The 15,599-nt window shown below is 41.2% G+C and carries 10 protein-coding genes and 6 tRNA genes; 15 read left to right on the top strand and 1 reads right to left on the bottom strand.

The genetic code is table 11. The features are described from left to right. From surE to rpoS, 4 genes are all read left to right on the top strand, one after another. A complete protein-coding gene (gene surE, locus FH971_RS14795) occupies positions 1 to 750 on the top strand; it encodes a 5'/3'-nucleotidase SurE (RefSeq protein WP_137226367.1) in 750 nt (249 codons plus the stop codon). After that, entirely contained in the window at positions 747 to 1,382 is a 636-nt protein-coding gene (locus FH971_RS14790) for a protein-L-isoaspartate(D-aspartate) O-methyltransferase (RefSeq protein ID WP_137227431.1), read from the top strand. The genes surE and FH971_RS14790 overlap by 4 nt, the downstream gene beginning before the upstream one ends. A 116-nt stretch (positions 1,383 to 1,498) precedes the next feature. Next, on the top strand, positions 1,499 to 2,431 hold the full coding sequence (locus tag FH971_RS14785) for a peptidoglycan DD-metalloendopeptidase family protein (protein ID WP_167496035.1): 933 nt from the start codon (positions 1,499 to 1,501) through the stop codon (positions 2,429 to 2,431). Positions 2,432 to 2,509: 78 nt separating this feature from the next. Next, on the top strand, positions 2,510 to 3,481 hold the full coding sequence (gene rpoS / locus FH971_RS14780; protein ID WP_137226369.1) for an RNA polymerase sigma factor RpoS: 972 nt from the start codon (positions 2,510 to 2,512) through the stop codon (positions 3,479 to 3,481). A gap of 479 nt (positions 3,482 to 3,960) precedes the next feature. On the opposite strand, the gene mutS is transcribed toward rpoS, so the two are convergent. Then, complete coding sequence (mutS, locus tag FH971_RS14775; protein WP_140234836.1) at positions 3,961 to 6,543, bottom strand: DNA mismatch repair protein MutS; 2,583 nt, start codon at positions 6,541 to 6,543, stop codon at positions 3,961 to 3,963. 283 nt (positions 6,544 to 6,826) lie between these two features. On the opposite strand from mutS, the gene recA reads away from it, so the two are divergent. The 11 genes from recA (at position 6,827) to oadA (ending at position 15,591) form a co-directional block, all read left to right on the top strand. After that, a complete protein-coding gene (recA, locus tag FH971_RS14770) occupies positions 6,827 to 7,888 on the top strand; it encodes a recombinase RecA (protein ID WP_140234835.1) in 1,062 nt (353 codons plus the stop codon). 600 nt (positions 7,889 to 8,488) lie between these two features. After that, positions 8,489 to 11,113, top strand: a complete 2,625-nt coding sequence (gene alaS, locus FH971_RS14765) for an alanine--tRNA ligase (protein WP_140234834.1) — start codon at positions 8,489 to 8,491, stop codon at positions 11,111 to 11,113. Positions 11,114 to 11,554: 441 nt separating this feature from the next. Further along, positions 11,555 to 11,752: a carbon storage regulator CsrA gene (csrA, locus tag FH971_RS14760; RefSeq protein WP_076496509.1), complete on the top strand. Its 198-nt coding sequence runs from the start codon at positions 11,555 to 11,557 to the stop codon at positions 11,750 to 11,752. Positions 11,753 to 12,267: 515 nt separating this feature from the next. Further along, a tRNA-Ser gene (locus tag FH971_RS14755) sits at positions 12,268 to 12,359 on the top strand. Positions 12,360 to 12,381: 22 nt separating this feature from the next. Further along, positions 12,382 to 12,458, top strand: a tRNA-Arg gene (locus FH971_RS14750). A 27-nt stretch (positions 12,459 to 12,485) separates the two neighbouring features. Continuing rightward, positions 12,486 to 12,562, top strand: a tRNA-Arg gene (locus FH971_RS14745). A 26-nt stretch (positions 12,563 to 12,588) separates the two neighbouring features. Then, positions 12,589 to 12,665: transfer RNA gene (locus tag FH971_RS14740), tRNA-Arg, on the top strand. A gap of 8 nt (positions 12,666 to 12,673) precedes the next feature. Next, positions 12,674 to 12,765: transfer RNA gene (locus FH971_RS14735), tRNA-Ser, on the top strand. Between the two features lie 79 nt (positions 12,766 to 12,844). Then, a tRNA-Arg gene (locus FH971_RS14730) sits at positions 12,845 to 12,921 on the top strand. Positions 12,922 to 13,556: 635 nt separating this feature from the next. Beyond that, positions 13,557 to 13,805, top strand: coding sequence for an OadG family transporter subunit (locus FH971_RS14725; protein ID WP_137226373.1), 249 nt, complete (start codon positions 13,557 to 13,559; stop codon positions 13,803 to 13,805). A 13-nt stretch (positions 13,806 to 13,818) separates the two neighbouring features. Then, a complete protein-coding gene (gene oadA, locus FH971_RS14720) occupies positions 13,819 to 15,591 on the top strand; it encodes a sodium-extruding oxaloacetate decarboxylase subunit alpha (RefSeq protein WP_140234833.1) in 1,773 nt (590 codons plus the stop codon). The last annotated feature ends 8 nt before the right edge of the window (positions 15,592 to 15,599 follow it).

The following is a 15,599-nucleotide window of genomic DNA, read 5'->3' as shown; positions in this document are numbered from 1 at the left end:
ATGATGAATATTTTAGTCAGTAATGATGATGGCGTGAACGCTCCAGGAATTATTACGTTAAGTAACGTACTCAGTGAGTTTGCGCAGATACTAACCGTTGCCCCAGATCGTAATTGCTCTGGAGCAAGTAACTCATTAACCTTGACTAATCCATTAAGAATTAATAACTTAGATAATGGTTATATTTCTGTAAGCGGGACACCTACCGATTGTGTCCATCTCGCGATTCGGGAACTGTGTAAAACTGAGCCTGATATTGTGGTTTCTGGTATTAATGCAGGGGCTAATATGGGCGATGATACCCTGTACTCAGGTACTGTCGCTGCTGCAATGGAAGGACGTTTTTTAGGTTTGCCTGCTATTGCAGTATCACTGGCTGGAAAGTCATTAATTCATTATGATACCGCAGCCATCTTTGCTGCCAAAATTGTAAAAGGATTGTTGGCTCACCCTATTAGTCGTGACCAAATTTTAAATGTTAATGTTCCAGACTTGCCTTTATCGCAAATTAAAGGCATTAAAGTGACACGTTTAGGCGGCCGGCATAAAGCCGAAGGTATGATAAAAACCCAAGATCCAGCGGGTAAAGATATATACTGGCTTGGGCCTGTTGGCACTGAGCAAGATGCGGGTGAAGGGACTGATTTTGGTGCTGTAGCAGCCGGTTATGTGTCAATAACACCGCTAACTGTTGATTTAACGGCATACAATCAACTTGACGGATTAGCCGATTGGATAATAAAAATATGACACGGGTAGCTTCAACATCAGCAAATAATTTAGCGAAAAAATTGTCTGATGCAGGGATCATACATCCTGCGGTTTTACATGCGGTTGCAACAATACCACGAGAATTGTTCCTCGATGGTGCATTGGCGCATAAAGCCTATGAAAATACGGCATTACCGATAGGCCAAGGTCAGACTATTTCACAACCTTATATAGTGGCCAGAATGACGGAATTGCTGATGCAGCACAATCCTCAGAAGGTGCTAGAAATTGGTACTGGTTCTGGTTATCAAGCTGCCATTTTGGCATCGTTAATTCCAGAGTTATGTACTATTGAACGTATCAAAGCATTACAAATACAAGCTAGGCAAAGGCTCAAACGCCTAGATTTACATAATGTAGCATTCAAATATGGTGATGGTTGGCAAGGGTGGCCAAATCGTGGACCGTTTGATGGCATTATGGTGACGGCCGCAGCGGCTACGGTACCTCAAGCATTGCTTGAACAGTTATCTGACCATGGGGTATTAATTATTCCTGTGGGTGAAGATACTCAACAACTGCTCAAAATAACCCGTATTGGACAATCATTCCAATCAGAGATTGTTGAGGCGGTAAAGTTTGTACCTCTTATTAATGGCGGTTTAGCATAGTTATCACGATAAGATGAGCCTTAATAAATTAATCATAATTTCTTTTGAAATAAGCTCGTTGGAAATAAGTTCGTTTTAGCATAACAATCATGTATTTCTCCCCTTAAGGACTTTGTTTGATGAATACCGGTTGGCCGAACGTTTGTGTTTTAGCTATTTTGCTTTCGGGATGCAGCTTTCAAGCGGATCATCCAGCGCCGGTTGACAGTTTATCGTCGAAAAATTATAACCCTCGTTATCATAAAGGGTCATTAAAAACCAATAAATACAAAGTAAAGAAAGGTGACACTCTTTATTCAATAGCATGGGGCGCCAGCCGTAATTTTGTAGAACTAGCTCATTTGAATCATTTAGCGGCTCCTTACACTATCTATCCAGGGCAGACACTGACGTTAACTGCCCCAAAAAAGCATTCGTCGACCGCAGTTCGTAAACCTAAGGCTAATGTTAATTCGGTACAAACTAGCGCGGTCTCTCAACCCTATATTTCGAGTGGAAACCGTCCGGAATCTAAAACAATCAAGCCTATAATTCTCTCAAAGCCCGTAGTTGCAGTGGTTCCAGCCGAAACGAAAAAAGATCTTGATCACAAAGTAAAGCCTGCGTATTCTGTAACAACTACCCAACAAAATATTAACCAAGGTTCGAGTAGTCCTATCGAAAACTTGCCGCAGCAAGTTCACCAATGGCACTGGCCAGTTAGAGGCCGAATAATTAAATATTTTTCGGCATCAGAACAAGGCAATCAAGGGATTAAGATTGCTGGCAATCGCGGAGATATTATTAAAGCCGCAGCTGATGGAAGAGTTGTTTATGCAGGTAATGCACTACGAGGTTATGGCAACTTAGTGATTATCAAACATAATGATGATTTTTTAAGTGCTTATGCTCATACGGACAAGATAATGGTTAAAGAAAAGCAATATGTTAGTGCAGGGCAAACAGTTGCAACAATGGGCAGTACAGGGACAAGCCAAGTGATGCTTCATTTTGAAGTGCGTTACCATGGAAAGTCTGTCAACCCATTAAGATATCTACCTAAACAATAATAGTTTAGCAACATAAATAGCGGAGGATAAGCAAGTGAAGTAGATTACATACATAAAATTAGGTTTGGGAGAGCAATTATGAGCCGCAAAAATAGTACTGCTTCAGCAGAACAACTTGTCGATCTAGCTAAACAACCACAAGAGGTTGCAACCAAAAAAGGCGATTTGGTACAACAACTCGACATTGAAGAAAAAGTCCAAGACGACCTTCAAAAAAATCTTGACGCCACTCAATTATATTTAGGTGAAATTGGTTTTTCCCCACTGCTTACGGCAGAAGAAGAAGTGTTTTTTTCACGTAAATCCCTCAAAGGCTGCGCAAAATCTCGCAACCGAATGATAGAAAGTAATCTCCGTCTTGTTGTTAAAATTTCCCGCAGGTATAACAATCGTGGTTTAGCACTGCTAGATCTTATTGAAGAAGGCAATTTAGGCCTAATTAGAGCTGTGGAAAAATTTGACCCTGAACGTGGATTCCGTTTTTCGACTTATGCGACTTGGTGGATTAGACAAACCATTGAACGCGCGATTATGAATCAGACTCGCACTATCCGTCTTCCTATTCATGTAGTAAAAGAATTGAATGTGTATTTACGCACAGCAAGGCAACTTGCCCAAAAATTAGATCATGAACCTACCGCTGAAGAAATTGCCGAAAAATTAGATGTATCGACCGGTGATGTCAGTCGTATGTTAAAATTAAACGAAAGAATTACCTCGGTAGACTCACCATTAGCTGGCGACAGCGAAAAGGCATTATTAGATGTTATTGCCGCTGATGATTCGGTCGGTCCTGACCATCGTGTACAAAATGAAGATTTATCTAAATCAATTGTTGGCTGGTTAAATGAACTGAACACCAAACAACGTGAAGTGTTGGCAAGACGTTTTGGTTTACTTGGATACGAACCTTCAACATTAGAACATGTGGGGGCAGAAATTGGTCTTACACGTGAACGAGTTCGTCAAATTCAAGTTGAAGCGCTAAAACGCTTAAAAGATTTACTTGGTACGCAAGGTCTGTCTGTTGAGGCACTTTTTAGAGATTAATAAATAGTTAATACTTACTTTGGGTATTAAATGAAAGATGACCATCGAAAGTTATTTGATAGGGAATCTGAATAAATACAATTTAAGGCGATAGTCGATAGTCGATAGTCGGGTTAATAACCTATATGGGCGGTAACAATTCAGACTCATGTTTTTAGGTTTATCCCGTTAATCGTTGTGAACTTAAACGATGTAGGGTTAAAGTTAATTTGTTGATAAATAAAATGTATTTCCCCATATGCTATTTGCACATTTACCATGTGGTTAAATATGCTTAACGCGGATTCAAAACGTCTATTCACTCCTTTCTAGCATCTCCTCGCTATTTACATTTGCCTATTATTTTAAGCCTATTGTTGTGTCATTCTAACTCTCATTGTGTATGTATTACCTTTTTCGATAAATACAATGTTGGTGTGGAAGTCTTGTCAGACTTCCACAGACCTATTATTCCGAGTTATAGCAAGCTTTGGTATTGATTAGCTTTGGCTATTTAAGCGCTTCAATTCATATAAATAATCTAATGCTTGTTTAGGGGTTAAATCGTCAGGATTAATTTGTGCTAGCTTTTCCAATGCAGCTGAAGGCTCTGGTATTGGCGGTAATAAGTTCATACTGACTTGGGTCGGATTTTGCTGCGATAAACTCATATCGCGGTTTTCAAGTTGATGCAGTTTTTGTTTTGCTGCTTTAATCACTTGAGCTGGAACACCTGCAAGTGCCGCAACTTGTAACCCATAGCTTTTACTTGCCGCACCTTCTTGCACTGAATGCATAAAGGCAATCGTGTCGTCGTGTTCTATTGCATCTAAGTGGACGTTAATCACTGATGGTAACAGTTCGGGCAGTTGGGTTAGTTCGAAATAGTGAGTGGCAAATAACGTTAACGCACTCACATTTTTTGCTAAATATTCTGCAGCAGACCACGCGAGGGCTAAACCATCGTAAGTCGAGGTTCCGCGACCGATTTCATCCATCAACACTAAACTGTTTGCGGTCGCATTATGTAAAATGTTTGCGGTTTCAGTCATTTCAACCATGAAGGTTGAGCGACCCGATGCTAGATCATCTGAGGCACCAATACGGGTGAATATCCGATCAACTTCGCCAATTTTGGCTGAATCCGCGGGGACAAAACAACCAATGTGTGCCATTAATGTAATGAGTGCTACCTGACGCATATAGGTCGATTTACCGCCCATATTGGGACCGGTGACAATAAGCATTTGACGTTGCGGTGTTAACGCAACAGGGTTTGCAATAAAAGCCGCTTGACTGACCCTTTCAACCACAGGATGACGACCTGCGTCAATATGAATACCAATATCGTCAGTCATTTGTGGGCGTTGGTAATTAAAGGTTTCTGCTCGCTCTGCAAAATTACTGAGTATATCTAGCTCTGCAGCGGCGCTAGCAAACTGTTGTAACTCTTGTAATTTTGGCAGCAATAAGTCAAATAGCTGTTCCCACAGCTGTTTTTCAAGTGCGAGGGCTTTGCCTTGGCTTGAGAGTACTTTTTCTTCGTATTGTTTTAATTCTGGGGTGATATAACGCTCTGTCCCTTTCAGTGTTTGCCGGCGTTGATAGCTCAGAGGCACTCTGTCAGCTTGTAAACGACTAACTTCAATATAATATCCATGAACTCGGTTATAACCCACTTTTAAGGTGTTAATTCCAGTTTGCTGTTTCTCGCGGGCTTCAAGTTCAACTAAATAATCACTCGCGCCTTCGCTCAGCTTACGCCATTCATCTAATTCATTATTATAGCCAGTACGGATAACCCCACCATCACGAATTAACACAGGAGGATTATCTACAATAGCGCGCGTTAATAAATCGTGCTGTTCTGGGAAATCACCTAACAATTGCACTAATGCGCTCAATCTAGGTTGTTGACATGTAGCTAATGTTTGCTGAATTTCAGGTAGAAGTGTTAACGCCTGCTTTAAACGTGAAAAGTCGCGAGGTCTGGCACTGCGTAGTGCTAAACGAGCCATAATACGTTCAATATCACCTAAGCTTTTTAGTTGTTCATGTAACGTTTGATATAGGTCGAGTTCAATGAGTTCATTGACGGCATTATGGCGATCTTGAATCGTTTGTCTATTACGAAGTGGCTCATGGATCCAGCGCTGTAACATACGGCTACCCATAGGGGTTGCGGTATTATCTAATACCCACGAGAGGGTATTTTCTCGTCCGCCAGACAAGTTTTGAGTTAACTCTAAATTACGTCGCGTCGCGGCATCTAAAATAATCGATTCCGATTGATTAAAACGCACAATCGAGTTGATATGCGGCAACGCCATCTTTTGTGTATCTTTTACATACTGCATTAAGCAACCAGCAGCTTGCAGCGCCAAGCGGGCATCTGTAATCCCAAAACCATGTAAATCTTTGGTACCAAATTGACTCAATAGTAAATTCACACAAGTATCGTAATCAAACTCCCACTCTGGACGGCGGCGGATCCCTTTCATATTATTGATTAATAACATGTCAGTAAAATCTTCACTGTAAAGTAATTCTGCAGGATTGGTGCGTTGTAATTCGGCTTCTAATGCTTCACGAGTGGGTAATTCTGCAACCACAAAACGGCCTGATGAAATATCTAAGGTTGCATAACCAAAACCGTTTTTACCCTGATAAAGCGCCGCCAGTAAATTGTCTTGTTTTTCTTGCAGTAAGGCTTCGTCTGTTAAGGTGCCAGGAGTAACGATACGCACTACTTGGCGTTCAACTGGGCCTTTTGATGTGGCAGGATCGCCAATTTGTTCGCAAATGGCCACAGACTGACCAATGTTAACTAATTTTGCTAAATAGCCTTCGACAGCATGATAGGGAATGCCAGCCATGGGAATAGGATCGCCGCCGCTTTTCCCGCGAGCCGTAAGCGAAATGCCCAGCATTTCAGATGCGCGTTTAGCATCATCGTAAAACAGCTCATAAAAATCACCCATACGGTAAAATAATAACATATCAGGATGGGCGGCTTTTAAGCCTAAATACTGACGCATCATCGGGGTGTGTTTTTCTAAATCGCTGGTATCAATCACTGTCATTATGAACACTTCACTATTAATCGTTTTTAAGTCGTAAATCTTATGAGGCTAATCTTAACAATATTTGTCCTCAGGGTATAAATAGATTCATATAAAAATCTGCGAAGATAATATATTGATGTAAAAAGGCAATTATCAAAGGTAAGAAAAAAATTACGATCAGCACTTGATACTGTATGACTATACAGTATACTGATGAACATAATGAAATGGTCCACACCATTCCGCCTAAGTACAAATAGCATTTTACTAAACGTATTGAATGCCTTAAGAGGGTTTTATAATGAAGGTTGATCCAAATAAAGAGAAAGCACTTGCCGCCGTGTTAAGTCAAATTGAAAAACAATTTGGTAAAGGCTCAATTATGAAATTGGGCGAAGATCGCACAATGGATGTTGAAACTATCTCTACAGGTTCACTTTCATTGGATGTCGCCCTAGGTGCTGGTGGTTTACCATTAGGACGTATTGTTGAGATCTATGGCCCTGAATCATCAGGTAAAACAACATTAACACTTGAAGTGATTGCTGCAGCACAACGCGAAGGTAAAACCTGTGCGTTTATTGATGCAGAGCATGCACTTGACCCTATTTATGCAAAAAAGCTAGGCGTAGATATTGATAACCTACTTTGTTCGCAGCCAGACACTGGCGAGCAAGCATTAGAAATTTGTGACGCATTAACCCGTTCTGGTGCTGTAGATGTTATTGTTGTCGATTCTGTTGCTGCATTAACGCCAAAAGCCGAAATTGAAGGTGAAATTGGTGATTCACATATGGGCCTTGCTGCTCGTATGATGAGCCAAGCAATGCGCAAACTTGCTGGTAACCTTAAGCAATCAAATACTTTGCTTATTTTTATTAACCAAATTCGTATGAAAATTGGTGTGATGTTTGGTAGTCCAGAAACAACTACTGGTGGTAACGCACTGAAGTTTTACGCTTCTGTTCGTTTAGATATTCGACGTATCGGTGCCATTAAAAACGGTGATGAAGTTATCGGTAACGAAACCCGCGTAAAAGTCGTTAAAAATAAAATTGCAGCACCATTTAAGCAAGCTGAATTCCAAATTCTTTATGGATTAGGTATTAATCGTACCGGCGAGTTGGTTGACTTAGGCGTTGCACATAAGCTTGTTGATAAAGCAGGTGCTTGGTATAGCTACAAAGGTGAAAAAATTGGTCAAGGCCGTGCAAATGCAGGTAAATTCCTGACTGAAAATCCAGCTATTGCCAATGAAATCGACACCACTTTGCGTGCTATGCTATTAGCTGCTCCAGGCTCATTAGGCTCAAGCACTGACAGCGACGAGAATGTTGATCTCGAAACTGGCGAAGTTTTCTAAGTTAGTCCGCAAAATCTATCGCGGTAGCGCATGTTGCGCGCCGCGAATATTCCCATCAAGAAAACCTCTCTATGTTTAATAAAAAATCAAAAGGCATTGATGAGCAATAAATCTAGTCGGTTCTAGGTTATTGTTAATTTGATTTTTTTAGGTGATATGTTTTATTACATTTAAACGTTTTATCAATTAAGCCCGTGGTGTTTGGGTCTTTAGGTCGTAACGCAACAATAGTTAATTAACATTGTGATTTTAGCGGTCGCGTTAAGTTGAGTAAAACTCTTGTTTTGGTCAAATAATATATTTGCTCAATTATGTTCCTGGAAGACCAATCAATAAGCCTTTACCCTAGGGTAAAAAAATGATCATCCTGTTTATTTGTATTCGATATTTAACGCTTGTCCCTCTTGTTTATACTGTTGTATTTAACACGCCATACAACCACTCATTCCCCTATAGGCACACAAGGTATCATTTTTTACTGCTATTATAATCGATTCACTCATCTCGCTTCTTTCGCCAAATTCAGTATATAATGCCTACATTTACAGGCTTGCTTGCCAAGCTCGTTACTTTTGTATTTTCTATATTCAGGGCCAATTAATGTTTCAGACTACAGCAGAATTAAGAAGCGCTTTTTTAAAGTACTTTGAAGATAACGGACATCAGGTTGTTGATAGCAGCTCGCTCGTTCCCACCAATGACCCAACACTGTTATTCACCAATGCGGGTATGAACCAGTTTAAAGACGTGTTCCTCGGAATGGATAAGCGCAGTTATACACGAGCGACCACATCTCAACGTTGTGTGCGTGCTGGTGGTAAACATAACGATCTTGATAATGTAGGCTATACCGCTCGTCACCATACTTTTTTTGAAATGTTAGGTAACTTCAGTTTTGGCGATTACTTTAAAGAAGATGCAATTCGTTTCGCATGGACCTTTTTAACCGAAACACTCAAGCTACCAAAAGAGCGTTTATGTGTCACCATTTATGAAACAGATGACGAAGCGTATGACCTTTGGACTCAAAAAATTGGTGTAGCCCCTGAAAATATGATTCGTATTGGCGACAATAAAGGAGCTCCATTTGCGTCAGATAACTTCTGGCAGATGGGTGATACCGGTCCTTGTGGTCCTTGTAGTGAAATTTTCTATGATCATGGCGATCATATTTGGGGTGGCCGCCCTGGTACTCCTGAAGAAGACGGCGATCGTTTTATTGAAATTTGGAACATCGTATTTATGCAGTATAACCGTCAAGCAGACGGTGAAATGTTGCCATTACCTAAGCCTTCTGTCGATACAGGCATGGGCATTGAACGTATAGCTGCCATTATGCAGGGCGTACATTCAAACTACGAAATTGATATCTTTAAGCAGTTGATTGCTAAAACAGCCGAAATTATTGGCGTTTCAGATTTAGAGAACAAATCATTACGCGTCATTGCTGATCATATCCGTTCTTGTGCATTCTTAATTGCTGATGGTGTGATGCCATCAAATGAAGGCCGCGGTTATGTGTTACGTCGTATTATTCGTCGTGCTGTGCGTCATGGTAATAAGTTGGGTGCTACTGATGCGTTTTTCTATAAGCTTGTTCCTACGCTAATCAGTGTAATGGGCGATGCAGCTAATGGTTTAAAACAAACTCAAGCCATTGTTGAAAAAGCCTTAAAAGCGGAAGAAGAACAATTTGCTCGAACTCTTGAGCGTGGTTTAGTAATTTTAGATGGTGCACTGAATTCTCTACAAGGTAATACTTTAGACGGTGACACTGTATTTAAACTTTATGACACCTATGGTTTTCCAGTCGATTTAACTGCTGATGTGTGTCGTGAACGTGACATTAATGTTGACGAAGCAGGCTTTGAAGTTGCAATGGCTGAACAAAGAAGTCGTGCACAAGCCGCAGGTAACTTTGGTGCAGATTATAACAATCATTTAATTATTGATGCTGAAACATCATTTAGTGGTTATACCGAGTTAACTGGGCAGCCGAACGTGATTGCTTTATATGTTGACGGTAAACCAGCTGAGGCAGTGGTTGCTGGGCAAGATGCCGTTGTTGTACTAGATGACACTCCGTTTTACGCAGAGTCTGGTGGACAGGTCGGTGATAAAGGTCAACTAACGGCAGATGGCGTAGTATTTACTGTTACGGATACCCAAAAGTTTGGCCCTGCAATAGGTCACCAAGGAAAGTTAACTCAAGGACAATTGGTTGTTGGCCAGCAGTTAACTGCACAAGTAGATAAAAAGTTACGTCACCGTACTCAGTTAAATCATTCTGTGACTCACTTATTGCATGCTGCATTGCGCCAAATACTGGGTTCTCATGTCACTCAAAAAGGTTCGTTAGTTAACCCAGAACGTTTACGTTTTGACTTCTCTCATTTTGAAGCTGTTAAACCTTCTGAGTTGAAAGCGGTAGAAGATTTAGTTAACACCCAGATCCGTCGTAATCATGAACTTTGCACCGCTGAAATGGCTATTGATGAAGCCAAAGAAAAAGGCGCAATGGCATTGTTTGGTGAAAAATACGATGACCAGGTACGCGTTGTTACCATGGGCGATTTTTCAATCGAACTGTGTGGAGGTACGCATGTGGGCCGCACTGGTGATATTGGGTTATTTAAAATCACTTCTGAGGGTGGTATTGCTGCAGGAGTGCGTCGTATTGAAGCGGTTACGGGTATTGCTGCTATGGCTTATATTGCCGAGCAACAAGCTGTGCTAGATGAGGCTGCACAGTTGCTGAAATCAGACAGTGCTTCTGTTGTCAGTAAATTAAAAGCTCAGTTAGATAAAGTGAAACAGCTAGAAAAAGATTTGTCTCAGTTAAAAGATAAATTAGCCGCTGCGGCTAGTGCCGATATGGCGGGTGATGCTGTTGATATCAATGGTGTTAAGGTGCTGGTTAAGATGCTTGATGGCATAGACCCAGGCTCTTTACGTGGCCTACAAGATGAGTTAAAGCAAAAACTTAAGTCTGCCATTATTGTGCTTGGTACTGCCAAAGACGGTAAAGTAAACTTAATAGCAGGTGTGAGCAATGACTTAACCAAACGAGTCAAAGCTGGTGAGCTTGTTGCCATGGTCGCCCAGCAAGTAGGCGGCAAAGGTGGTGGACGTCCTGATATGGCTCAAGCCGGTGGCTCTCAGCCTGAGAACCTTAAAACAGCCTTGGCCTCAGTTGAACCTTGGATCCGTGAGCGTTTAAGCTAATAAGTCGGTAAATTAGGGCTTATATTGGTGCTTAAGTTATAAAGTCTATGATATTCAACTTTATAACTTGAGTGCCAACAGTAGATTTGGCATAGTGAACTCACTCGCGAACAGTAAAAGCGTTTATAGGTATTGTTAGGTGATGATTTTCGATAAGTCTTTGGACACAAATCATTATTGATTTTATTCTAGTTATTTTGGTTATTGTTTTTACTGTATTGATTTATTTAACTGCGTGGTGATTAGCAAGTGTGATTAATTTGTTACTTATTGCGTATCAATAGATGATTTATCGTCAAATTTACGATTTTCGAATAGATGGTGCTTTATAAACCGACGTATTTAGAAATAGATACTATTATTTTATGTAAAGCAGACCTTATAATGAACGCATATTACGGACAAAGCGTGTTATGCAGATTGAACTAAAGGAGCAATAGAATGCTAATTTTGACTCGTCGTGTAGGCGAAACATTAATGATTGGTGATGAAGTCACCGTTACTGTTCTAGGTGTAAAAGGTAATCAGGTACGTATCGGTGTTAACGCGCCTAAGGAAGTTTCTGTTCATCGTGAAGAGATCTACCAACGTATTCAATCTGAGAAGTCTGGAACACCTTCTGAAGATGGTAATTTCTAATATTCGGCAGATTGTGTCGTCGATATAATTAAAGTCAGCATTTGCTGACTTTTTTGTTTGTTCAATACCACTTTTATGTATTAATAAATGTGAAATTTCAGTGATTAACAGGTTTTTTACCAGCCTAGCATTCAAATTATTTTGATTATTCTCGATTCAAGGCTTATGTCGCATTATTTGACTTTTTATATGCATTAGTACAATACAATCAATACAAACCCAGCCATTATTTATTAATGTTTGTGGAATAGGGATTTTGTAAAAACAACATGGTAAGTTCAATAATGCCCTGAAAGATGCAATTTAGTAAAAAGGTAAACTTGCCACAATCACGAGTGACTTAATGAAGCTGATATTGTTGGTGATGATGTGAATAGTTATAAAAAGTAATGCAGTTTTCATGACTATTTGAGGCTATTATCTCCAATGTGCTTAAAAACACTCCAAATGAAGTTAGGTTTCCTAAAAAGGGTTTGACTTATTTTCGTCAAACAGTAATATGTGCGCCAAGAAACGGAGAGGTGGCCGAGTGGCCGAAGGCGCTCCCCTGCTAAGGGAGTATGGGCTTTAAATCCCATCGAGGGTTCGAATCCCTCCTTCTCCGCCATTTCTTACAATAGATATACGATGCGGATGTAGCTCAGCTGGATAGAGTACCTGGCTACGAACCAGGCGGTCGGAGGTTCGACTCCTCCCATCCGCACCATTATCTATTAAAGTGTTAAATATGAATGCGCGTGTAGCTCAGCTGGATAGAGTACCTGGCTACGAACCAGGCGGTCGGAGGTTCGACTCCTCCCACGCGCACCATTCATATTTCACTCAACCCAATTTATGCGCGTGTAGCTCAGCTGGATAGAGTACCTGGCTACGAACCAGGCGGTCGGAGGTTCGACTCCTCCCACGCGCACCATTTATTGCGGAGAGGTGGCCGAGTGGCCGAAGGCGCTCCCCTGCTAAGGGAGTATGGGCTTTAAATCCCATCGAGGGTTCGAATCCCTCCTTCTCCGCCATTCATTCATATGTAATGTTGGTATTTTTTTATCGTACTAACTATAGCAATGCCTTTGAATGATATGTTGTACCGATTTTGCGCGTGTAGCTCAGCTGGATAGAGTACCTGGCTACGAACCAGGCGGTCGGAGGTTCGACTCCTCCCACGCGCACCATAATAAAAAAGCCCTGCATTTATGCAGGGCTTTTTTTATGTTAATTTGTCCCGTCCTGAGATAAGTTGACACTTACCCCCTCAAATTATCTTCATCATTAGATGCTTCTTAGTCATATCGTTGTGGATCTGACTTAGCCGCCTTTTGTTATTACATCTTTATTCATTGTGTTTGTTTGATTGAGAATATTTATGTATATGTTTGCGTCTGTTTAGCGGTAAGTGATGTTGTTTCATGCTTATTGATGATGAATTTATTATTTAGCTATTAGAAAATGCTACTTAGTTATGGGATCTTCATTTTATCGGCTTTATTTTTACTGATTGTATAGTTGCACTGTCTTTGTGCATGTCACTTGGTAAGACCAATTTACAAAAAGATAGCATTATTGTGGTATATTGTTTATATTTTGTGACAAGATTTTGAGCTGATGTCCCGCAAGTGGGGGGATTCAGCTCATAAAAACCTGAATTAAATAAAGCTTGAGTTGAATATTTATGCTTGCTGAATTAGCGCTTGTTTAATAGGTAAGTCAAATAGGTGTGGTGAATTGATAAATATTAATTCTTGCACCGATTTAGCGCGCCTAAACCAACTTATCTTAATTTAACTGTTTGACAAAAAAGTGAGGACACATGACATCAATATCTGAGCAGTTATCCGATGCGCTGGGCATTATGATAATGGGCATGGGCTTAGTGTTTATCTTTTTAAGTATGTTGATCATCGGTATTGGTATTGTTGCTAAGCTTTTCCCTGCGCCTATAGCGGCAGCTACAGCTGCGCCTGCAACTGCAATACCCAGAGCACCGGCACAGGTAGCTTTAAATCCTAAGCTAGTTGCCGCAATCACCTCTGCGATACATCAATACCGCGCGAAATAAATTTGGAGTCATTATGAGCAAGCCATTAGCACTAACCGATGTCGTCCTGCGTGACGCACACCAATCAATACTGGCAACACGTTTACGCCTCGACGATATGCTACCTATCGCGCCGTTATTAGACAAAGTGGGGTTTTGGTCACTTGAGTCATGGGGGGGAGCAACGTTTGACTCTTGTATTCGTTATCTTGGTGAGGATCCTTGGGACCGCATTCGTGAACTAAAAAAAGTCATGCCTAATACACCGCAGCAAATGTTACTGCGAGGGCAAAATTTATTAGGCTATCGTCATTATGCAGACGATGTTGTTACACGATTCGTTGAACGTGCTCACACCAATGGCGTAGATGTATTCCGTATTTTTGATGCAATGAATGATGTACGTAACCTTGAAACCGCAGTTAAAGCAGTTAAAAACGTTGGCGGACATGCGCAAGGGACGATTTCGTTCACTACTAGCCCTATTCATACGATTGATACTTGGGTCGACATGGCAAAGCGTTTAGAAGACATGGGCGCCGATTCATTATGTATTAAAGATATGGCGGGTTTACTTAAACCGATGCAAGCCTATGAGTTAATCAGTCGCCTAAAATCACAAACTGATTTAATGGTATCGATGCATTGTCATGCGACAACGGGTTTAAGCACTGCTACATACCAAAAAGCCATTGAAGCTGGGGTTGATGTGCTTGACACTGCAATATCTTCAATGAGCCAAACCTATGGGCACAGTGCCACAGAAACCTTAGTGGCAATGGTTGAGGATACTGACAGAGCAACCGGCTACGATATGGTGCTGTTAGAAGAGATAGCCGCTTACTTTCGTGAAGTACGTAAAAAGTATGTCCGTTTCGAAGGTGCACTAAAAGGCATCGATTCACGCATTTTGCGTGCTCAAGTACCTGGCGGCATGTTAACTAACATGGAAAACCAATTAAAAGAGCAGGGTGCAGCAGACAAAATGGATGCCGTGCTTGAAGAGATCCCTCGGGTGCGTGAAGATCTTGGCTTCTTACCTTTAGTTACACCTACCTCGCAAATTGTTGGTTCACAGTCAGTGATCAACGTGCTGATGGGTGAACGTTACAAGTCGATGACTAAAGAGACCGAAGGCGTTCTAAAAGGCGAATATGGTGCTACGCCAGCGCCAGTTAACGCCGAGTTGCAAGCCAGAGTGCTAAAGGGTGAACAGCCTATTACCTGTCGTCCAGCAGATTTGATTGCACCAGAACTTGATAAGTTACGTGTAGAACTTACAAAAACAGCTAAAGAGCAGGGCTTTAGCCTAGCAGCTGAATCAGATGATGATGTGATGACTTACGCGTTGTTCAATCAAATTGGTCTTAAATTTCTTAAAAATCGTGGCAACCCGGATGCGTTTGAGCCTGTCCCAAGTGCAGATGATTTACAAGTGAAAGCCGATAAAGGTCCACAAACGTATACCGTTGACGTAGAGGGGCAACATTTTGTCGTCGAAGTGAGCGAAGGTGGCGAAATAGGGCATATCGCGCCAGTCTCAGCTGCACCAGTTGCCATGGCTCCTGTGGCTTCAGCGCCTGTTGGCGAAGTTAAATGCACTATGGCTGCACCGTTATCGGGAAATATTTTCAAAGTGTTAGTTAATAATGGTCAAGCGGTTAAAACTGGTGAAGTGATCATTATCTTGGAAGCGATGAAAATGGAAACCGAAATTCGTGCTCAAGAAGATGGTGTTGTAACTCAGTTAGCGGTTAAGCAGGGTGACAGTGTAACTGTAGGTTCAACATTGTTATCACTAGCATAAGAGGTCGA

This window comes from Shewanella polaris (assembly GCF_006385555.1).
Classification (GTDB): Bacteria; Pseudomonadota; Gammaproteobacteria; order Enterobacterales; family Shewanellaceae; genus Shewanella; species Shewanella polaris.
This window is presented reverse-complemented; position numbering and strand designations above follow the sequence as displayed.

Bases quoted from the DNA above. Each gene is read 5' to 3' on its own strand.
- surE (WP_137226367.1), top strand. From the start codon at position 1: ATGATGAATATTTTAGTCAGTAATGATGATGGCGTGAACGCTCCAGGA.
- FH971_RS14790 (WP_137227431.1), top strand. From the start codon at position 747: ATGACACGGGTAGCTTCAACATCAGCAAATAATTTAGCGAAAAAATTG.
- rpoS (WP_137226369.1), top strand. From the start codon at position 2,510: ATGAGCCGCAAAAATAGTACTGCTTCAGCAGAACAACTTGTCGATCTA.
- mutS (WP_140234836.1), bottom strand. From the start codon at position 6,543: ATGACAGTGATTGATACCAGCGATTTAGAAAAACACACCCCGATGATG.
- recA (WP_140234835.1), top strand. From the start codon at position 6,827: ATGAAGGTTGATCCAAATAAAGAGAAAGCACTTGCCGCCGTGTTAAGT.
- alaS (WP_140234834.1), top strand. From the start codon at position 8,489: ATGTTTCAGACTACAGCAGAATTAAGAAGCGCTTTTTTAAAGTACTTT.
- csrA (WP_076496509.1), top strand. From the start codon at position 11,555: ATGCTAATTTTGACTCGTCGTGTAGGCGAAACATTAATGATTGGTGAT.
- FH971_RS14725 (WP_137226373.1), top strand. From the start codon at position 13,557: ATGACATCAATATCTGAGCAGTTATCCGATGCGCTGGGCATTATGATA.
- oadA (WP_140234833.1), top strand. From the start codon at position 13,819: ATGAGCAAGCCATTAGCACTAACCGATGTCGTCCTGCGTGACGCACAC.